Raw genomic sequence first — 20055 nt, forward strand, 5'->3', positions numbered from 1 at the left:
GGGACTTATAGCCAAGAAATGTTTTCCGTATGCTGTTCAGGTTATAGACCGCTTTCATGTTCAGCAACTAGCAAGTGAGGCGTTGCAGGAAATCAGAATAAAGTACCGTTGGCAGGCCATAGATGATGAAAATCAAGCAATTGAACAGGCTAGGAAGAATAAAGAAGCCTACTATCCCGAGATTCTCTCTAACGGTGATACACGCAAACAATTACTTGCCAGAAGTCGCTATCTACTCTATAAGAACGAGCAGAGCTGGACAACAGAACAAAAAGAAAGGGCAGCGATGCTTTTCAGTCAATTTCCAGATATTGAAAAGGCATACAGGCTAGCACAGGAGCTTTCCTGGATATTCAGTGCTACTAAAGATAAAATATATGCTTTCACTAGATTGGCCAGATGGACTGACAAAGTCGAAAGAGCAGGATACAAATCCTTTAACACCGTATCCAGAACCATTAATATTCATCATAAAAAGATACTTAATTACTTTGATAACAGGAGTACAAATGCCTCAGCAGAGTCTTTTAATGCCAAGATAAAAGCATTCAGAAGTCAGTTCAGGGGGGTGGGTGACATCAATTTCTTCCTCTTCAGATTAACCAAATTATTTGCGTAGTCCACAGGTTTTGACTCTGATCCCTTTGTTTGCCATTCGGGTCCTCCGAAGATGGCATGATTTACATAGTTTTTTGTTGAACTTAACGTCTTTGTGTTACAAATATGTAACAGAATTTTTGATGTGTAAAGCATAGTTATGAGAAGGATAGCTTTTTAATATCTATTTTATACCCTTAAGCGGTAAAGTAATTCCGATCCAAAAAGCATTGGCATGACTCTTAATACTTTTTCAAGCGGGGTACGATAGTAGAGAGCGTCTTCGTGCGTTCGTGTTAGAAGGAAATTCAGTTGCTACTCTGCTAAAAAAATAACATTGGAAAGCCAGAAAGTGAGGTATTAATTATTCTAGATAAGAACTTCAATTCTCCGGAAGATAAGCAAGCCATTTTATGAAAGTAGACTCTTGCCTCTCTCGAAGACAGGAAGCTATGGACGGAGCAGAAAGTGATTGAAAATTTAGGTATGAGCGAAATTGTCTATAAGCGGAATGTCTGCTCGGGATTGCCCATGTCTATGTGCTTGAATGGTACGGGTGTTTACTTCGAAGAGGATCTTCTGAAGGATATGGAAGAGAGCCGAAATAAGGATTTTTGTTTTTCCGAACAACCTACATTTCCTGGATGCGTATTATACTTTCATCGTATTGGAACATTTTTTGCACTTCACATTTTTTTTACTGTATCTTAATGACAATATTTTACTGTAATAATCTTCATTATATATATGTTCAATTTTTGGATATAAAAATGTACATTTTGCAAGGGATAAAAAATTGCTCAAAATTTGCGGGAAACTAATAGATCATGCTCATTTTACTTAAATAACAGCCACTTGAGTTCGAATATCCGTTTTATTTTTCTACTGGGAATAGCCACATTTGTCTGCCTGAGTCTTTATGCACAAAGGCCTGTGAATGAGATTGAAATCACCAAGCATCCTATGGACACCTTGAATCAAACGGACCTTATCGATTTAGGAAAGTCTCTATTTCATATAAATAGACCTAGAGGGAGAGATAGTACTGGAAAGAAATTCTATTTTTCTTTATTGCCTTTTTCTACAGCGATTCCGGGGGGCGGTCGAGCACTATTAACCTCTACTACCGCTGGTTTCTACCACGGTGATAGAAAAACCACTTACATGTCGAGGGTGACTTTCACGCCTTATACAAATTTTGGACCCAGATTCGGATTGCCTATTCGGTCATATGTTTGGCTTGCTGATAATAAATGGGTGATTGATGGTGATGTGCGGATACTCAAGTATCCGCATCAAACATGGACGAACACTATATTGCCAAAAGAGGACGATAAGTTGAATATTGACTACACATATTATAGGTTTTATCAGCATGTTTTAAAAAGAATCCGCGGTGGCTTTTTTATGGGAATTGGCTATGATCTAGACTATCGCGTAAATATTCGAAGCCTTGGCGAACTGTCTTTGAAAGAATTTAGCGGTTATGATTATGGGACAGCGCAAAACTCAAATAGTATCTCATCTGGTATAAGCCTCAATCTCATCTTCGATACACGGTCGAACTCGATCAATACATGGGGAGGTAATTATGCTAACCTGCAAATACGTGAAAATCCAGAATTTTTAGGGTCTGATCAACATTGGCGTTCATTATATGCAGAAGTACGTCGATATCACAGACTGAATAAAGATTCCTGCCGACAGAATATGATTGCTATAAGGAATTTTTTCTGGACGACATTTAACAGTAAAGCTCCGTACCTCGATTTACCGAATACAAGCTGGGATCCTTATAATAGCTCTGGCAGAGGTCTTCCGCTTAGCCGTTATCGTGGATCCTCTCTATATTATCTTGAAGTGGAGTATCGAAAAGACCTTACGAAAAATGGTTTACTTGGATTTGTGCTGTTTTCGAATGTTACAAGCGTACATAATCCTTCTTTTAAATTGTTTCATAATTGGAATGTGGCAGGTGGGGCTGGCGCAAGGATAAAATTTAATAAAAAATCGGGTACAAACGTTGCAATTGATTACGGTATTAGTAGAGGCTTTCGAGGATTGAATTTATCATTGGGTGAGGTCTTTTGAATTGTTTCTATCATTGTGGCACCGGATTGCAAGCTGTATCAGTAAATAAAGGATTACCATCGGAACAGTTCTTTAAGCCTCTATGGTCTATAGTGTTAAAATGGCCATTTATGGCATTAAGAGGAATGCAATTTGCTCGACAAGACGTTGAGCTTCCATATTTAAATACAGGACAAATTCTAAAAATAATTACCTAAATACTGTTCATATAAGCATTCTGCAATGTGCCAGAATAACGTATTTTGTTCGGGATTCTATCCACAATTTTGAGAAGCATTAATAGGAGCTTGGATCAAAATAGGTTACCCCATCAATATCAGATATGCCAAATCGAAGCCGATCATGTTGCATACCACCTTTATCTGTAAAAATATTATATGTGCTACCTGTGCGAATAATTGCAATAATAACATGGTCGTTGTGTGGATGTGGCTTTCCGACTTCATAATGTATTGTATCTCTATTACTGTCAATATAATGCAAGGAATAGATTCGCTTTTTTTCAATTTTTTCACTTTCAGAAAGAGAAAGTTCCTGCTCCAACATCGCATATATGTACGTGTGCAACTTTCTTTTAAAAAAATCTGTAGCGTAAGTGGAATCTGGTATAAAGAATTGTTTTGTCATAAAACGAATATACTTATCTTTTTAATAGTATTTGCGATTTCAGAATTAACTTTTGCCTGTAAAATAGTTAAATTTATAATTTGACATCATTACAACTATGGATAAAAATAACGGAAGAGTGTTTGTGATGGGCGATATACATGGGGCTTACAAAGCTTTAAGGCAATGCTTGCAGCGCTCTGAATTCCATCACGAACGTGATACCTTAATTCAGCTTGGTGATATAGTTGATGGATATAGCGAATCCTTTGATTGTGTTGAAGAGCTTCTTCGGATAAGACATTTAGTAAGTATAAAAGGAAACCATGATGGATGGTTTGCGGAATTTATAGAAACAGGAAATCATCCTATGGGCTGGAATTATGGTGGAAAAGCGACCTACATGTCTTATCTAAGACAGATTAAGCCATTACCCAATATTTTCCAACGATGGGTTGGTCTTGGATCTAGACTTCGGTCAATAGATATACCTCAAGCGCATGTACATTTCTTCAATAGCCAACTGCTCTATTTTATAGATGCTGAAAACCGCTGTTTTGTACATGCAGGATTTGATAAAACAATAGATTTCTTTGAACAACCAGAGATCAACTATTATTTCGATAGAACCCTTTGGACGGAAGCTTTCGAGGCATTAAATAGTTTTCCGATAAACGGAGATTATTCTGCCGACATTCCGTTTTCTGAGGTTTTCATTGGGCATACAGCGACTACACACTGGGGTATCATGAAGCCTATACAAGCCTTTGGAATAACAAATCTTGATACGGGAGCTGGGCACAATGGAAAGCTTACTATTATGGAAATTCATTCAAAAAATTACTGGCAATCCGACAGGCTTGACGAGTTATATCCCGACGAATTTGATATAAGGCAATAGTATGTTATGGATTCTAGCTCGATTTATTGTTCGGAGCTTATTTTCTGACTAACGTCATTTTTATGGTATCTCTGAATTGAGGTTTACTTTTTTAGTAATTTTAAAAAAAAGAATTATGTCGGCAAAAATGAAAATTGAAGTATGGAGTGACATTGTGTGTCCCTTCTGTTATATAGGCAAGAGAAGATTTGAACGTTCGATTAAGAGTTTGCCATTTTCGAAGGAATTGGAACTGGAATGGAAAAGCTATCAGTTGAACCCGCATCAGGAAACGAGTACAACAGAGAGCTACTATGATAATTTAGCAAAACATAAAGGTATTCCGTCTCAACAAGCCCAACAACTTTGCAGTCAAGTTGCAGAGATGGCGGCTACAGAGGGATTGTCATATGATTTTGAAAAAGCTATTGTTGCGAATACATTCAGAGCACACGAACTGTCTCATTTCGCCAAACTTTTTAACAAGCAAGATGAAGCAGAAGAACTTTTATTTCGCGCGCATTTTATGGAAGGAAAGAACATTGACGATGTAACTGTATTGTCGGAAATTATTTTAGCGTTAGGTTTAGATGCTGAGGAATTTAAAGACAATCTTCAATCCCATAAATTTGAAAACACAGTACGTCAAGATATATACGAAGCACAGCAAATTGGGGTAAGAGGTGTCCCATTTTTTGTTTACGATAGGAAATATGCTATCTCTGGTGCCCAAGACGTAGAGGCCTTTCGTAATACGGTTACAAAAGCCTACGAGGAGTGGAAAGACTCCAAAGAAAATTCTATACAGGTTCTCGAAGGCCCATCTTGTGGCCCCGATGGATGCGATTAATAACAAAAGAAGAAGGTGAAAATCTACGTTTCACCTTCTTCTTTAATCGAGTATGATATAGTCATCTACGAGAATTCCATGAAGGAAAGTCGAATCATGTGAAACCGCCAACAATGTACCTTCGTACTCCCGTAATGCAGATGTAAGAATTTCTATATTTTGCAGATCCAAATTATTTGTGGGTTCATCCAAAATAATGACTTCTGGAGATTTCTCTAACATCAAAAGACAGCATAATGCTAAACGCATACGTTCACCACCACTTAGTGAAGCACATTTTTTATTCCAGCTTTCGTTGCCGAATAAAAAACGATCTAATCGAATCTTTACTTCATGCTCCTCCAGTCCCGATGAATTCACCGATTGTACCTGTTCGTAAATGGATAGCGCATTGTCAAGTAAAGAATAATCTTGATCTATATATACTACTGCTTGTGTCTGACGAGAGACTGTGCCAGTAGTTGGCTCTAACAGGCCTAAGATCAAACGGAGAAAGGTTGTTTTTCCTATACCATTTTTTCCTTGAACAGCCAGCCTTTCTCCGCTGCAAATTTGTATATTGACGTGTTGTTTCCACAACATTTTTCCGCTATAGTCAATATTTACTCCTTGTAATACAAATAGGACCTTCCCATCGTGTAGTTGACTATTTTGAAAATCAAATTTCATACGGTCAATTGCAGAACGAGAGCTCCGCAATTCGGTCAAATCTTGTGACAGTCCGGAAATTTTATGAGCATGTACATCTTTCAGTTTTGCCGAACTATTTTCCGAATTGTTTCGAAGTGTATTCATCATAATACGCGCGACACCAGCCTTTTCCTGTTTCTTTTTGCCGCGGGAATCCATGCGCTGCTGTCGTTCGGCCGTCTCGCGGGCTTTATCTTTTGCTTTTTTTAATGCTTTCTCTCCGCTCTGTATTGCGTGGAGGAGAGACTCTTTTGCTATTTGTTTCTGTTCCAGATAAAAATTATAGTTACCATTATAATAAATAATCTTGGATTTGTTTAGTTCGTATATATGATCAAGTAAATTTAAAAGTGTACGATCGTGACTTACCACCAGTAATGTTCCGTCGTATTCTTTTATAAAACGGTAAAGTTTATTTCGACTGTTATCGTCTAAATGATTGCTAGGTTCATCCAATAATACCAATTTTGATTGATGGATCTGTATCCCCGCTAAAAAAACTTTTACCTTTTGTCCCCCACTTAAAATAGACATAGGAGCAAAGAGATCTACAGGTTGAATATCCCAAAAAGCCAAAGCTTGCAAGCAACGATCTTCAATAGACCAATCATCATCCAGCTGCAGCAAATTTTCTGTGGAAGCGTCACCCGCTAAAATAGCGTAGAATGCCTCTAACTTTGGCGCTACACGCAAAGCCTCAGCTATAGTTAAATCTTGAAAAGTATCTATAAGTTGGGGAACATAGTACGGAGTCTCCTCAACGTGAATTCGACCTAAAAAGGGATCACATTCTTGTGCAACCAAGCGTAATAAAGTGGATTTTCCACTGCCATTGTTTCCTATAAGAGCCGCTTTTTCATGAGTAGCCAATGAAAAAGAGATATTTTCAAATAAACAAGTTTTATCCTGATGTGAATAGGTTAAATTATCTATAATAAGCATGATTTCTGAATTAAATAATTAACTACTTGCAGCTGTAAAATATAGCTGGCAATTCATTGTATTTAGAAAGAAATCGAATCTTACATATAGTGCGACTAAATGATTTGACTGCAAAACTAATAAACTTTCAGTGAATATGAAAACTAAATATTTCGGAAAAAGAGTATGAATACGTCTTATTATTTCATAATTTTCATCGTTTTTCAATAATAAGATGGCGATTTCCTATTCTTAATGTAGTTGCATATCTTGTAAAAGATCGAAACAAAAACGAAAATAAAACTGTTATAGAAACGATTGTATATCTATTAAATGTCCATGATTGCGGAATACAAACGGGGATGATAATCCGAGTGAAACGAGCTTATCTATTTCAATGAAATATAAAACTTATAGATAATTATTTACATATGAAACATCATTTAAAACTACTCCTTGCGCTTGCAGTGTCAGGTATATTCATGATAGGGTGTGGTACTAACAACTCGGAAAATGACGGGGGGAGGTCCAACGATGAAAACACAAGCGCAGCTTCGGATATCGTATCAGGCGTTAAGAATCTTGATAATTTGAAAGACGGTGCTTCGAAAATGGAGGCTATGCAAAATCAATTAAAAAATGCAACGAAATTAAATACAGAGGAACTCAAAGCATTTTTTCCAGAGACTTTTAATGGCTGGAGACGGATTGGCTACAGCGGTGGAAGTCAACTTTATGGCGTAGATGTTGCAACAGCTTCTGCGGTGTATGATGCAGGAGAAAAGGAGCTTCATATTAGTTTAACTGATGGAGCGGGAGAGGCTGGTGCTGCAATCGTATCGCTAATGGCTATGGGGTTAGCGATGGACTCGGAGAAAGAGTCGGAGTATGATAAAGAAAAAAACGAAGTTATAGGCGGACACCGTGCCGCGACAAGAGAATCAAAAATTCAACAAGAAGGAGATGTGGTAGACTCTGAGATTAGTTTTATACATAATGATAGATACCTCATCAAACTTGATGGTGATGGTTTTCCTTTGACGGATTTAAAAGAAATCGTCGGTAAGATCGATTATAATATCTTAAAATAATATATATAGGATTCGTTAAGAACAAGCAGGGATGCTAACACTTCGCGACAGATAATGGTGATAAATTACTGATAATATAGGATACTGGAGACAATATATCCTTTACCAGCACTGGTATATGTTGCGCCGTAATTTGCGACTCATTTTTCTACTGAGCGACATTTATTACGTATATTTGCTCCCTTTACAAGGACTATAAATATAGAAATGGGGGATTCCAAACAAAGAATAGGCATAGTGGGCAGTGGAAGTTGGGCAACGGCGATGATTAAGATGCTGGGAGACAACGATCTTACTAAGGACGTATATTGGTGGATTCGAAAAGAAGATGATTTGGAATATGTTAGAACATACAAACGAAACCCTAGCTATTTAAGTGCTGTAGAGCTTAGAGTGAATTCAGAAAATTTGTTTTTAGATGTACGTTCTGTTATTCAGCAGTCATCAATTGTGGTACTCAATACGCCATCGGCTTATCTAAAGGACGCCCTACGCGATGCTACTCCCGATGATTTCCGAGGAAAAATTGTCGTTTCAGCAATAAAGGGCATAATTCCCAACGATAATTTAATTGTCGGCGAATACCTCGCTAATACCTATCAGATTCCCGTGCAAGATATCGTAGTTGTAGGGGGACCATGTCATGCTGAAGAGGTAGCTACGGAGAAACTATCTTATCTGACATTTGCTTCCAAAAACAAAGAAAATGCAAAACACGTCGCTGATATATTTAGGAATAGGTATATCAACGCAATAATTTCGACTGATGTGTTTGGTGTAGAATATGGAGCTGTGTTAAAAAACATATATGCTTTGGCTGGAGGAATATGTCATGGGTTGGGTTATGGTGATAACTTTCTTTCTGTTTTGGTCTCCAACGCTATCCGCGAGATGGAAACCTGCGTAGAAGCTGTTGATCCAGAAGCGAGCAGAGATATAAATGCATCGGCCTATTTGGGAGACCTTCTCGTCACTGCATACTCTCAATTTAGCCGAAACAGAACTTTTGGACATATGATTGGAAAAGGGTATACTGTTCAATCTGCTCAATTAGAGATGAATATGGTAGCAGAAGGCTACTATGCTTCCGCATGTATTCAAAACATCATTCAACGCTATGGATTGAGTATGCCAATTTGCAACATGGTGTATCAAATCTTGTATAACAAACAGCCTGCTGGAGTCGAAGTGAAGGAATTAGCAAAAAAATTAACGTAATGATTTTAGATAGAGAACATATAGCCGAAACTTACAAACAGATCCAAGATGAAATAACAAAAGGGCTTGAAATTCTTGATGGAAAGGCCACATTTGATGAAGAGATATGGCAAAGAGAAGGCGGTGGCGGTGGCCGTACGCGAATCATCCAACAGGGGTCTGTTATAGAAAAAGGTGGTGTCAATTTTTCAGCAGTACATGGCAAATTACCAGAAACTATAAAAAAAGCTTTTGGTGTGGATGAAGATGACTTTTTTGCTACAGGTGTATCTATTGTTATTCATCCCCAAAATCCTTGGGTTCCGATTATTCACATGAATATTCGTTACTTCGAACTTAATGAAAATATGCGATGGTTTGGTGGAGGAATAGACCTTACGCCACATTATGTAATCGAAGAAGATGCGAGGTTTTTCCATCAAATGATGAAAAACGTGTGTGATAAACACGACCCCAAATTCTACACCCAATTTAAAACATGGGCAGATCAATACTTTTACATCAAACATAGACAAGAAACTAGAGGTATTGGTGGCATTTTTTACGACAAACTAACAAAGGAAAAAACAGGTCATAGCGAATTAGAGTTGTTTAATTTTTCTTGTGATTTAGGAAGAACGTTTGTTCCTACCTACACAGAATTGGCTAACCGAAATCGAGATAAGAAATTTTCGGATAGAGAAAAACAATGGCAATTGCTTCGTCGTGGGCGCTATGTAGAATTCAACCTTGTTTACGATTCAGGAACGCGCTTCGGCTTAGAAACCAACGGACGTATTGAGTCTATTCTAATGAGCCTTCCTGCACAAGCAAACTGGGCCTACGACTTCAAACCGGAATCGGGTTCCTTGGAAGAAAATACGCTTAACCTTTTAAAAAAAGATATAAACTGGGCTCTTTAGGCTTTAAAATAAGTTCCTTTCATGATCAATTATCAGCGATTTACACTGGATAATGGGCTACGTGTTTTAGTACATGAAGACCACACCACAGCCATGGCTTGTGTTAATATTTTATATGACGTTGGCGCACGGGACGAGTCTCCAGATAAAACTGGTTTCGCCCATCTCTTTGAACATTTGATGTTCGGTGGCTCAGTAAATATTCCTAACTATGACGGTCCTCTACAAGAAGTGGGAGGGGAAAACAACGCTTTTACAAGTAATGACATCACAAATTACTATATCACATTGCCTTCCGCTAATTTGGAAACGGCTTTTTGGTTGGAAAGTGATCGTATGTTAAGTCTAGCTTTTAGTGAGCAAAGTTTAGATGTTCAACGCAACGTTGTTTCAGAAGAATTTAAACAACGTTACCTCAACCAGCCTTATGGTGATGTTTGGTTACGCCTACGTCCTCTTGCTTATAAGGTACATCCCTACCGTTGGGCAACCATCGGTAAGGAATTGAAGCATATAGAAGAAGCGCAAATGGATGATGTCCGCGATTTTTTCCAACGGTTCTATTTACCTAACAATGCAATTATGGTGATTGCTGGAGATGTTGATTTCAATCAAGTAAAAGAACTTTCTGAAAAATGGTTTGGTAATATTCCGTCGGGTGTTAAAATGGTTCGCAGCTTGCCTCAAGAACCTAAACAAGAAGCTGCTCGTCGAGAAGAAGTTTATGCTGATGTTCCTGTAAGCAGTATTTATATTGCTTTTCATGGTTTTGCTCGTGATGATAACGATTATGCTACGATGGATTTATTATCCGATATATTATCTAGGGGTAATTCCTCCCGCTTGTTTCGTGCCTTAGTAAAAGATCAACCTCTTTTTAGTGAGGTTAATGCTTATGTAATGGGGTCAATAGATAGCAATTTATTTGTGATAGAGGGAAAGCCTTTGCCACATATTTCTTTAGCAGAAGCGGAAGAGTTGTTGTGGAATCAATTGGAGTTGATAAAGAAAGACAAAGTCGGTAAATCCGAATTGGATAAGGTCAAGAACAAAGTAGAATCTACCATGGTATTTGCCGAGCTTTCCATTTTAGATAAAGCAATGAATTTAGCTTATTATGAAGTGTTAGGTGATGCAAATCTCTATAATCAAGAGGTTTCAAGGTATTTATCGGTGTCAGATGTAGATCTACAACGCGTCGCGCAAACAATTTTTCTCAAAGAGAATTCATCTACGTTACTTTATCACGCAAAAGAAGCACAGCATGTTGAATAGAACAATCGCACCAAGGCAACATCATATTCAGGATATCTCACTTATCCAACCTGAAGAAATAAATTTTGATAATGGTTTAAAAGTGTTTGTATTCCGATCATTAGATCAACAATTGATCAAGGCCGAGTTTATCTTTCAAAATCTTTTTTCAGATCCCGAGACACCGTTACTTCACACCTGTCTCAGCCACATGTTAAAGGAAGGAACAAGCACTCGCTCAAGTGCGCAGATTGCGGAGGAAATAGATTTTTATGGTGCTTACCTCATGCCAGAATATAGTTTTGATCAAACCTCTCTCACGCTGTACACTTTAAGTAAGCATCTTCATGCGGTCTTGCCCGTGGTAAAGGATGTATTACAAAATGCAACAATTCCAGAAGCGGAATTAGAGACTTATGTCCGCAATAACAAGCAGACATTACAGATTTCGTTGCAAAAAAACGATTACCTTGCACGTCGGATGTTCTACAAAAATGTATTTGGAAATAGCCGTTATGGTGTAACTCCCACAGCTGAAATTTACGATGCTTTAAATCGGGAAGATTTGTCGAGCCTCTATGTAAAACAGATGCAACCACAAAACTGTACCTTGATTCTGTCCGGTGATATATCGGATGACGTTTTAAATCTTATTCGATTAAGTTTCGAAAAAGATTGGAACAACAATTCTCCTGTTTTCTTAAACACAACTCCTGTGTTGCCGAAATTGGAACCTAAGCTTATTGTAGAAGAACGTCCAGAAGCATTACAATCTGCGATTCGTTTGGGGATGCCGTCAGTCAATCGCACAGCAACAGATTATCCAGCATTGCAATTTGTAAATACGTTATTTGGTGGATACTTTGGGTCTCGTTTAATGCGTAATATCCGGGAAGAAAAAGGATATACCTACAGTATTGGATCGGCTTTCGCTAGTTTAAAACATACTGGTTTTTTTACAATCGCTTCGGAAGTAGCGGTGAATAGTACTGAAGCTACTTTGATTGAAATAGAAGCCGAAATAGAAAACTTACGTAATACACTCGCTACTGTCGAAGAAATAACGTTGGTGAAAAACTACATGCTCGGATCCGTACTCGGAAGTCTTGAATCTATTTTCTCGCATGCAGATAAGTTTAAAGCGGTTTATTTTTACGGCATGACAACGGAATATTATGAATTTTATAGTGAAACTATAAGAACGATGACGGCAGAGAACGTTCAACGTATTGCGCAGACCTACTTTAATTACGCTAATTTGATAAAAATTGTAGTAGGAAAACTTGCTTAAGACGCCTTAATTCATATACGTTAAATACCTGAACAAAACTATTTGCTCAAAAATACTAAATAAATTAGTATTTTTGAGCAAATAGTTTTTATGTACGATCGGATCAGGGAAAAATTGGAAATTCTTGCTGATGCAGCAAAATATGACGTAAGTTGCAGCTCGAGTGGCAGCAACAGACAGAATAAGAACAAGGGATTAGGAAACACAGGAGCAGGGATCTGCCATACATACACGGAGGATGGACGCTGTGTATCGCTACTCAAAATTTTATTAACTAATCATTGTATATTTGATTGTGCCTATTGTGTTTCTAGGCGTAGCAATGATATTAAACGTGCGGCATTTACTGTTCAGGAAGTCGTCGACTTAACTATTAATTTTTACCGTAGAAATTATATAGAAGGCCTTTTCTTGAGTTCAGGGATTTTTAAAAATGCAGATTACACCATGGAGCGTCTTGTATTAATTGCAAAAAAACTCCGTAAGGAACATAATTTTAATGGATATATCCATCTTAAAACTATTCCTGCCGCATCTCCTGAATTAATACATGAAGCTGGACTATATGCAGATCGATTAAGTATCAATTTAGAAATACCTACAGATATCGGATTGAAATTGCTGGCTCCCGAAAAGAATAGACAAGATATGATCCAACCTATTTCCTATTTAAAAAACCAATTGACTAAAGTCAAAGAAGAAAAAAAAATATTCAAGTCCACGCCACAATTTGTTCCCGCGGGGCAAAGTACACAACTTATTATAGGAGCAACAGGGGAGTCTGACAAACAAATTATATCTACAGCACAGTATTTTTATAAAAAATTTGATATGAAACGAGTATATTATTCGGGATATGTTCCGATATCTAATGATATACGTTTACCATCTTTAGGATCTGCCGTGCCCACGGTACGCGAAAATCGACTTTACCAAACAGATTGGTTGATGCGATTTTATGGCTTTCGCGCGGAAGAAATTGTTAATGATTCTCACCCTATATTAGATTTAGATATTGACCCCAAACTTAGCTGGGCTTTACGGCATATGGATCATTTTCCCGTTGACATTAACGCTGCAGATTATCAAATAATCCTTAGAATTCCTGGTATTGGAGTATCATCGGCACAGAAGATTGTGGCAGCAAGAAAATTTGGGAAGTTAAATTTAGAAAACCTGACACGGATAGGTGTCGCGGTAAACCGTGCTAAATATTTTATTACGTGTAAGGGCTATAGTCAACTATATAGTGATAAGCGTTCCGAGTTAATTAAAAGTTATATTCTCCAAGCCTCAGCGAGTAAATATCGCAATTTAACGAATAATCAACTGCAGCTTTTTTAATGAGACAATATGTAGATATGTATTTTGACGGTAGCTGGGAGGGAATCCTAACGGCGATATTTGAGGTATTTGAATATAAACTTTATCCTCTCAGCCTTCAGCTTGATATAGGAAGGCAGCAAGGTCTTTTTCAGGATTTTCATCAGGTCATAACACAAGAACATAAGGTTGATCGTATCGAAAAAGGGCTTTTAGAAAAAGTTGGCAAAAAAGGAATTGCCGAATTTTGGCACACCTACCTGTCGGAGCTTCCAATGGCTCCACTCTTGATTGTGAAGACAGCAATGTACTATTTCCAATCTGAACAAAATACCCATTCGAATTTTGCTCAACAGCATGTTATTCAAATCAAAAATATCGTAAAATCTGTGTCTCGCGAAAGACACCGAATGAAAGCGTTTGTCCGTTTTCAACGTTTAAAAGATGGATTGTATGTTGCAATTATAGAGCCCGATTTTAACGTTTTGCCTCTTATACAGATGCACTTCCAGAAGCGCTATGCTGATCAACAATGGCTAATCTACGATCTCAAAAGAGAATATGGCTTGTATTATAATTTACAAGTGGTTAGTCGCGTAACACCGTTGAATATGCAAACAAGACTATCACAAAATTCTCTTGTCGAACTTTATGATGAAGACGAATCTTTATATGCGGATTTGTGGAAACGCTATTTTAAGGCTGTTAATATAAAAGAAAGAAAAAATACAAAGCTCCATGTGCAACACGTTCCGAAACGTTATTGGAAATATTTGAATGAAAAAGGTATTTGATATATTTCATCTTTTTATTAGATTTTAAGTAATCGTTTTAGCAAATTGAAGGAAATTAGATATGAAGCATCATACCGCAAAAAAAAATATTTTTTTTATTCATTAATAAATTGATTACCAATTTACTATGCATGTGTATTAAATACAATAAGCTGAAAATCAGTTTTTTAATTCGTTTTTTGTTGTGTAGTTTTGCCTCGTAATTCTCGATAGGCAAACTCAAAAATAGGTTTGTCTAACAGATAGATACGTTGTATTATCGGGTTGTAGAGAAAGAGGTATTTGCAACAAATTAACAAGATTAAAAAATTCTAAATGGCACTCAAAACTTTAGGTCAATTTATTATCGAAAAACAGGCTGATTTTCCATATGCAAAAGGGGAGTTATCACGTTTATTACGCGATATCGGTATTGCTGCGAAGGTTATAAATCGTGAAGTCAACAAAGCGGGGTTGGCGGATATACTCGGCGAGATTGGTGATCAGAATATACAGGGTGAGGTCCAAAAGAAATTGGATGTATATGCAGACGAACAATTTATAGAAGCACTACGCCGCGGGGGTGAATGTTGTTACATTGCATCCGAAGAACATGAATTCGGCATTGATTTGACACGTGGATATCATGTCAATAACGGAAAATATATGGTATGTATTGATCCACTAGACGGCTCGTCAAATATTGATTTGAATGTTTCGGTGGGTTCTATTTTTTCAATATATAGAAGAAAAATTGCTGATGTGGAAATTACAGCCGATGAAATCCTCCAATTGGGTTCTGATCAAGTCGCAGCAGGGTATATCATTTATGGATCATCTACCATGTTAGTTTATACTACGGGCAAGGGGGTAAATGGTTTTACATTGGATCCCTCAATTGGAGAGTTTTGCCTGTCTCACCCCAATATGAAAATTGCGGAGAATGGTACAACATATTCAATTAATGAAGGTAATTACCTGAAATTTCCGCAATACGTTAAAGATTACATTAAGTACTGCCAAATGGAAGATGCAGAGACTTCGCGGCCTTACACATCGCGTTATATAGGCTCTATGGTCGCTGATTTACACCGAACACTAATCACGGGAGGAATATTTCTTTATCCTGAAACATCAAGCTATCCTCAAGGAAAACTTAGATTGCTTTACGAATGTAATCCCATGGCCTTTATTATAGAACAAGCTGGCGGGAAAGCTGTAAGTGGACAGGAGCGGATATTGACAATACAACCAAAATATCTTCATCAGCGTAGCTCCATCATCATTGGCAGTCGCCTTATGGTCGAAAAAGTTCAAGAGTTCATGCTACCAAATTATGATACAGCAGATGTCCTCGGCAAGAAACTTACTTTTTCAGGATAGCGCTCAGCATATTGCAAGACAATATGTTGCATGTAAAAGTTACTAATACATTTATCACGATAAGATACAACATCTTCTGCATTCTGCCAATTGTCTTGCAATTCAGTAAAACCAAAAGCATATAGCTTATTCTCTTTAAAATAAATATAGCTTTTTTCGTCTTCATACCTTCCATTGTCGATCAGCAAAAACGATTGTTTTTCATTCTCCAAGTGCTCGAAAACCATCAGTAGGTTGTCATTACAGGTATCGGAACTCGGAATGTCGGTATACGCTGTCGTGCGATCTTCTTTAGTTTGTGTCGCTGGTGAATAAAATGTACATAACAAAGGAGGGAGGCTAAATGATCGCATAAGTTTTGTAAGAAATAGATTTGCCTCTGTTGCGGTTTCAAAATAACGAAGACTTTTAGTTTGTGTATTTATTTTACTAACAGCCAGTCGGTTATAACCTCTTATGTCTTGGTAGGTGATAAGTGCAAATTTAGGCTCGTATTTTTTCAGCGCACTATTGTGGATAGGCCAATGTTTCTTGATCATTTGGCATTCCATTAATAAAGCCATAAGTTCGGTTCCAGATTCTTCAAAATCAATCGTACAAATGTCATTAATGAATTGTTGACGGCGCAAGCCCGCGTTACTACCACTAAAATGACTTAATACACGTTTCTTTATGTTAATCGCTTTTCCGACATACACAATTTTACCTTTGTTGTTCTTAAATATATATATACCTGTTTTTTCTGGAAGTCTATTGACTTGTTCGACCGCCAAATGGGTCGGTAGGCGATGCTCGGTATTTTTTTTGATACTCTCGTCAATATATTGTAGTTCGTCACGCTGCAACAAAATATCAAATAGTTCAGCAGTAGCCTTTGCATCCCCCATAGCTCGATGCCTTTCCAGTAAGGTAATGTTTAATTGTTGGCAAAGCTTCCCTAAGCTGTATGATTTATAGCCTGGAATTATCTTACGGGAAAGACGCACTGTACATAATTTGGATGCTTGCCAATCATAACCTGCTTGCTTTAATTCTTTAACAAGAAAGGAATAGTCAAAATTAACGTTGTGTGCAACAAAAATTTTTCCCTGCAAGAGATGATAAACATCTTCCGCTATATCTTCAAATAACGGAGCATTTTCCACCATATCAGGAGTAATTCCCGTAAGTGTTTGAATAGCTAATGGGATTTCAGTCTCCGGATTAACCAAGGACACATATTCTTCAATAACTTTTTTTCCGTTATGAATGAGAATAGCGACTTCTGTAATGCGGTTTCCACTTGCATAATTTCCAGTTGTCTCTATATCGACAATTGCAAAATGTTTCTGTCTGTTCACTATGCAATATTACTAATTTAGTTAGTAATATTATAACAACTTTATATATTATTATAATTTAAAGTCTATATCGCAAAAAATCCCTACTTTATGTCCATACCGATCAAGTCTCGAATGGCAACTGATGCTATTGCCCCTCCGAAAGCAGCGGGCAAATAAGACATGGTGCCATAAGCTGATTTCTTGAAATTGCTTCCATCGGTATATAGGAGAGATTTTTTATCAGGTAATTCTGTCGAAAATGCCACTTTAACCCCGTCACGTATACCGTGTTTTCTTAGTTTCTTCCGGATATGTTGTGCTAATTTACAGTTGTACGATTTACTTATGTCAGCTATTTTAATTTTAGTAGGATCCACTTTCCCTCCAGCTCCCATAGAGCTTACAAAAGGGATTTTGGCATCCAAGGCTAATCTAATGAAAAACAATTTGGGTGTGATACTATCAATAGCTTCCACACAATAGTCTGGTTTGACTTCGAGCAGTGCGGGTATTTTTTCAGGAATAACAAAATCCTGGATGACATGTAACTCCAATTCGGGATTGATAGCAAGTAATCTCTCCTTCATAATCTCTGCTTTTGCTACCCCATGATTCGTAGCCAAAGCTGGTAATTGCCTATTTCTATTTGATGGATCAACGGTATCCCCATCAATAATCGTCATTTTTCCAACGCCAGCTCGGCATATAAATTCAGCTGCAAAAGATCCGACACCTCCCAAACCGAGCACCATAACATGCGCATTCGCAAGCTTCTCTAGCGCAGCTCTTCCTGTTAGAGCCTCTGTTCTAGATAACCAAGATAAATCTTTCATTGTACAAGTTGATAGTTAAAGACCGTACTAAAATTAGCAAGAAACTGCTCTTTGAGCCTGTTTTCTTCCATTTTACGGACTGCGCAAAAGTACGCATAAACATCTACTATTTTAGTAGATTTATCATCTGTTTCCAAGAATATTTTATCGAGGGGGGCATCAAGAATTAATTCGTCTTTTTTACCAGAGAGAAGAGTTGGGCCAAAACTGATAAAGTATCCCGCTTTGTATATTTGTTTTGCCAATATAGCATTTTTTTCAAAGCCATGGAATATCACAGGAACAGCGACATTCTCTTCGTTTAAAATATGTAGGCATTCCTGATGTGCTTTAACGCAGTGTACAATCAATGGTTTGCCAACACTATTTGCAAAGGAGATTTGTTTTCTAAAAACCTCTTCTTGAAGTATCCAATCTGTATCGCACAATTTATCCAGTCCGCATTCCCCAATAGCTAAGACCTGTTTTTTTCTACCATGATCTGTTAAAGCGTCGAGTTGCGCAACAGGAGAAGAATCAATATACCATGGATGGATACCTAAGGAGCAGGGTTGAGGAAATAGATAATTTTTGGAAATAATTACATTTGGAATTGAAAACTCATGTTCCGTGCTCTCTAAGGTACAGTGTGTATGTATATTGATATAAGGAACATGCATAATCAAAATTAAAGAAAAATTCAATTGATTTTTAGGAAGTTAGCTGTTTTTTTTGTCGTATATATACTTTTTTTATTCGAGTATCAACACAATTTGGCATTTAATGCTTGAAGTATAGCTGATGCTTTTAATAAGCATTCTTGATACTCTTTTTCTCCATCAGCATCTAGCGTGATAGCTCCTCCAGTATGAAAAGATAGGCTCTTGGCTGTTTGATTATACAACAAACTTCGGATAACCACATTGAAATCAAAATCACCGTCAGGAGAGAAATAACCTAGAGCGCCTGCATAAATTCCTCTTTTACTACCTTCATATGCATCACACAATTCCATTGCTTTAATTTTAGGCGCACCCGTCATGGATCCAGGAGGAAATGCATTTGAAATAGCAGATACATCACCGATTTCTGAAGATTTTAGACAAGTTACAGTAGAGATCAATTGATGAACTTGTTTAAAGGTATGCACCTCGAGTGTTCTAGATGCTTCTACGGTACCCGGTACGGCACTCCGTGTCAAGTCATTTCTAACTAGATCGACAATCATTACATTTTCTGCAATCTCCTTTGGGCTATTAACTAATTCATGAACAATTCGAATATCTTCGGGAGGTGTCTTTCCTCTTGGCGCAGTACCTTTTATGGGTTGGGATATCAGATGTGCACCACGCTTTGCAAGAAAGCGTTCTGGAGAGGCACAAATAATATTCAAGTTTTTCCATTTAAAAAATGAGGAGAATGGAGTCGGAGAGATGGTATTCAATTCTTGATACAACCGTAATGAGGAGATATCGACGTTATCCGCATAAAATTCCTGACAAAGATTTACCTCATAAATATCTCCTCGTCGAATATGCGTTTGCATTTGGTTGAATGCTTTAAGGTAAGCTTCTTTGGAGAGCCTTTTTTTTATAATCTGTTGTTCGCTCAAATTTTCATGAAGAGGGATCGCAAAATGCTGAATAGTTTGGAAAATCATAGCAGGGTCATCAGCTTCAATACTCACCTTATTTCTATGAAATTGAATAACCACACTAGGAATAAAAAAACAAGATTCAGGGAACGCTAAAGTATTCTGTAAAGGGGTAACTCCTCCATCCAAATTACGTTTTAGGTCGTAACTAAAAAAACCAAGCAACCACGATTGTGGATGCTTGGTTTTAAAAATTTCTAGTTCATTAAATGCGTTCTCGCCATTAGTTGACACAAAAGTATGCTTCGCGTCAACAGCTAGAAAACTATCTAATTTTGTATACTCATCTTTGTAGTTATTTGATTTGAAAAAACATACTTCATCAAATTGTTGAGCCCATGCTAAAGCGTGTTTTTCAAAAAAATCAGTATCTATTTCAAAAATGGCTTTAGCCATA

19 protein-coding genes are annotated in these 20055 nt (G+C 37.4%); 13 read left to right on the top strand and 6 right to left on the bottom strand.

Features of this window, described 5'->3' with window-relative positions:
- The 3 genes from ACSZOX_RS08795 to ACSZOX_RS08805 form a co-directional block, all read left to right on the top strand.
- A partial coding sequence (locus ACSZOX_RS08795) for an ISAon1 family transposase (protein WP_437919511.1) occupies positions 1-619 on the top strand: 619 nt, incomplete at its 5' end.
- 464 nt (positions 620-1083) lie between these two features.
- Complete coding sequence (locus tag ACSZOX_RS08800) at positions 1084-1308, top strand: hypothetical protein (RefSeq protein WP_437919512.1); 225 nt, start codon at positions 1084-1086, stop codon at positions 1306-1308.
- 144 nt (positions 1309-1452) lie between these two features.
- The gene (locus ACSZOX_RS08805; RefSeq protein WP_437919513.1) at positions 1453-2688 is read left to right on the top strand and encodes a hypothetical protein; all 1236 of its coding nucleotides are present in this window, start codon (positions 1453-1455) and stop codon (positions 2686-2688) included.
- A 276-nt stretch (positions 2689-2964) separates the two neighbouring features.
- On the opposite strand, the gene ACSZOX_RS08810 is transcribed toward ACSZOX_RS08805, so the two are convergent.
- Positions 2965-3315: a hypothetical protein gene (locus ACSZOX_RS08810; protein ID WP_437919514.1), complete on the bottom strand. Its 351-nt coding sequence runs from the start codon at positions 3313-3315 to the stop codon at positions 2965-2967.
- Between the two features lie 97 nt (positions 3316-3412).
- On the opposite strand from ACSZOX_RS08810, the gene ACSZOX_RS08815 reads away from it, so the two are divergent.
- A complete protein-coding gene (locus ACSZOX_RS08815) occupies positions 3413-4195 on the top strand; it encodes a metallophosphoesterase (protein WP_437919515.1) in 783 nt (260 codons plus the stop codon).
- A gap of 115 nt (positions 4196-4310) precedes the next feature.
- Positions 4311-5024: a DsbA family oxidoreductase gene (locus tag ACSZOX_RS08820; RefSeq protein ID WP_437919516.1), complete on the top strand. Its 714-nt coding sequence runs from the start codon at positions 4311-4313 to the stop codon at positions 5022-5024.
- 42 nt (positions 5025-5066) lie between these two features.
- Here ACSZOX_RS08820 and abc-f read toward each other — a convergent pair whose 3' ends face one another.
- The gene (abc-f, locus tag ACSZOX_RS08825) at positions 5067-6656 is read right to left on the bottom strand and encodes a ribosomal protection-like ABC-F family protein (protein WP_437919517.1); all 1590 of its coding nucleotides are present in this window, start codon (positions 6654-6656) and stop codon (positions 5067-5069) included.
- Positions 6657-7066: 410 nt separating this feature from the next.
- On the opposite strand from abc-f, the gene ACSZOX_RS08830 reads away from it, so the two are divergent.
- The 8 genes from ACSZOX_RS08830 to fbp all read left to right on the top strand — a co-directional run bounded on the left by ACSZOX_RS08830 (position 7067) and on the right by fbp (position 15870).
- On the top strand, positions 7067-7726 hold the full coding sequence (locus tag ACSZOX_RS08830; RefSeq protein WP_437919518.1) for a hypothetical protein: 660 nt from the start codon (positions 7067-7069) through the stop codon (positions 7724-7726).
- A gap of 207 nt (positions 7727-7933) precedes the next feature.
- Complete coding sequence (locus ACSZOX_RS08835; RefSeq protein ID WP_437919519.1) at positions 7934-8944, top strand: NAD(P)H-dependent glycerol-3-phosphate dehydrogenase; 1011 nt, start codon at positions 7934-7936, stop codon at positions 8942-8944.
- Positions 8944-9846: an oxygen-dependent coproporphyrinogen oxidase gene (gene hemF / locus ACSZOX_RS08840; protein ID WP_437919520.1), complete on the top strand. Its 903-nt coding sequence runs from the start codon at positions 8944-8946 to the stop codon at positions 9844-9846. The genes ACSZOX_RS08835 and hemF overlap by 1 nt, the downstream gene beginning before the upstream one ends.
- A gap of 21 nt (positions 9847-9867) precedes the next feature.
- The gene (locus ACSZOX_RS08845) at positions 9868-11121 is read left to right on the top strand and encodes a M16 family metallopeptidase (protein ID WP_437919521.1); all 1254 of its coding nucleotides are present in this window, start codon (positions 9868-9870) and stop codon (positions 11119-11121) included.
- Entirely contained in the window at positions 11111-12391 is a 1281-nt protein-coding gene (locus ACSZOX_RS08850) for a M16 family metallopeptidase (protein WP_437919522.1), read from the top strand. The genes ACSZOX_RS08845 and ACSZOX_RS08850 overlap by 11 nt, the downstream gene beginning before the upstream one ends.
- A 90-nt stretch (positions 12392-12481) precedes the next feature.
- The gene (locus ACSZOX_RS08855; RefSeq protein ID WP_437919523.1) at positions 12482-13735 is read left to right on the top strand and encodes a putative DNA modification/repair radical SAM protein; all 1254 of its coding nucleotides are present in this window, start codon (positions 12482-12484) and stop codon (positions 13733-13735) included.
- Positions 13735-14508 (top strand): TIGR03915 family putative DNA repair protein, encoded by a 774-nt coding sequence (locus tag ACSZOX_RS08860; RefSeq protein WP_437919524.1) that lies wholly within the window; start codon positions 13735-13737, stop codon positions 14506-14508. The genes ACSZOX_RS08855 and ACSZOX_RS08860 overlap by 1 nt, the downstream gene beginning before the upstream one ends.
- A gap of 315 nt (positions 14509-14823) precedes the next feature.
- Complete coding sequence (fbp, locus tag ACSZOX_RS08865) at positions 14824-15870, top strand: class 1 fructose-bisphosphatase (RefSeq protein WP_437919525.1); 1047 nt, start codon at positions 14824-14826, stop codon at positions 15868-15870.
- On the opposite strand, the gene ACSZOX_RS08870 is transcribed toward fbp, so the two are convergent.
- The 4 genes from ACSZOX_RS08870 to ACSZOX_RS08885 form a co-directional block, all read right to left on the bottom strand.
- Positions 15822-17210 (bottom strand): exonuclease domain-containing protein, encoded by a 1389-nt coding sequence (locus ACSZOX_RS08870; RefSeq protein WP_437919526.1) that lies wholly within the window; start codon positions 17208-17210, stop codon positions 15822-15824. The two genes, fbp and ACSZOX_RS08870, sit on opposite strands and share 49 nt — an antisense overlap.
- A gap of 83 nt (positions 17211-17293) precedes the next feature.
- Entirely contained in the window at positions 17294-18025 is a 732-nt protein-coding gene (locus ACSZOX_RS08875; RefSeq protein WP_437919527.1) for a tRNA threonylcarbamoyladenosine dehydratase, read from the bottom strand.
- The gene (locus ACSZOX_RS08880; RefSeq protein WP_437919528.1) at positions 18022-18684 is read right to left on the bottom strand and encodes a TatD family hydrolase; all 663 of its coding nucleotides are present in this window, start codon (positions 18682-18684) and stop codon (positions 18022-18024) included. The genes ACSZOX_RS08875 and ACSZOX_RS08880 overlap by 4 nt, the downstream gene beginning before the upstream one ends.
- An 83-nt stretch (positions 18685-18767) precedes the next feature.
- Positions 18768-20054 (bottom strand): anthranilate synthase component I family protein, encoded by a 1287-nt coding sequence (locus ACSZOX_RS08885; RefSeq protein ID WP_437919529.1) that lies wholly within the window; start codon positions 20052-20054, stop codon positions 18768-18770.
- Position 20055 lies beyond the last annotated feature (1 nt).

Source organism: Sphingobacterium sp. LRF_L2, from assembly GCF_965644235.1.
Taxonomy (GTDB): Bacteria; Bacteroidota; Bacteroidia; order Sphingobacteriales; family Sphingobacteriaceae; genus Sphingobacterium.

Coding starts and splice junctions, on each gene's coding strand:
- ACSZOX_RS08875 (WP_437919527.1), bottom strand. CDS start 18,025: ATGAAAGATTTATCTTGGTTATCTAGAACAGAGGCTCTAACAGGAAGA.
- ACSZOX_RS08830 (WP_437919518.1), top strand. CDS start 7,067: ATGAAACATCATTTAAAACTACTCCTTGCGCTTGCAGTGTCAGGTATA.
- ACSZOX_RS08810 (WP_437919514.1), bottom strand. CDS start 3,315: ATGACAAAACAATTCTTTATACCAGATTCCACTTACGCTACAGATTTT.
- hemF (WP_437919520.1), top strand. CDS start 8,944: ATGATTTTAGATAGAGAACATATAGCCGAAACTTACAAACAGATCCAA.
- ACSZOX_RS08815 (WP_437919515.1), top strand. CDS start 3,413: ATGGATAAAAATAACGGAAGAGTGTTTGTGATGGGCGATATACATGGG.
- ACSZOX_RS08880 (WP_437919528.1), bottom strand. CDS start 18,684: ATGCATGTTCCTTATATCAATATACATACACACTGTACCTTAGAGAGC.
- ACSZOX_RS08855 (WP_437919523.1), top strand. CDS start 12,482: ATGTACGATCGGATCAGGGAAAAATTGGAAATTCTTGCTGATGCAGCA.
- fbp (WP_437919525.1), top strand. CDS start 14,824: ATGGCACTCAAAACTTTAGGTCAATTTATTATCGAAAAACAGGCTGAT.
- ACSZOX_RS08800 (WP_437919512.1), top strand. CDS start 1,084: ATGAGCGAAATTGTCTATAAGCGGAATGTCTGCTCGGGATTGCCCATG.
- ACSZOX_RS08845 (WP_437919521.1), top strand. CDS start 9,868: ATGATCAATTATCAGCGATTTACACTGGATAATGGGCTACGTGTTTTA.
- abc-f (WP_437919517.1), bottom strand. CDS start 6,656: ATGCTTATTATAGATAATTTAACCTATTCACATCAGGATAAAACTTGT.
- ACSZOX_RS08850 (WP_437919522.1), top strand. CDS start 11,111: ATGTTGAATAGAACAATCGCACCAAGGCAACATCATATTCAGGATATC.
- ACSZOX_RS08835 (WP_437919519.1), top strand. CDS start 7,934: ATGGGGGATTCCAAACAAAGAATAGGCATAGTGGGCAGTGGAAGTTGG.
- ACSZOX_RS08820 (WP_437919516.1), top strand. CDS start 4,311: ATGTCGGCAAAAATGAAAATTGAAGTATGGAGTGACATTGTGTGTCCC.
- ACSZOX_RS08860 (WP_437919524.1), top strand. CDS start 13,735: ATGAGACAATATGTAGATATGTATTTTGACGGTAGCTGGGAGGGAATC.
- ACSZOX_RS08885 (WP_437919529.1), bottom strand. CDS start 20,054: ATGGCTAAAGCCATTTTTGAAATAGATACTGATTTTTTTGAAAAACAC.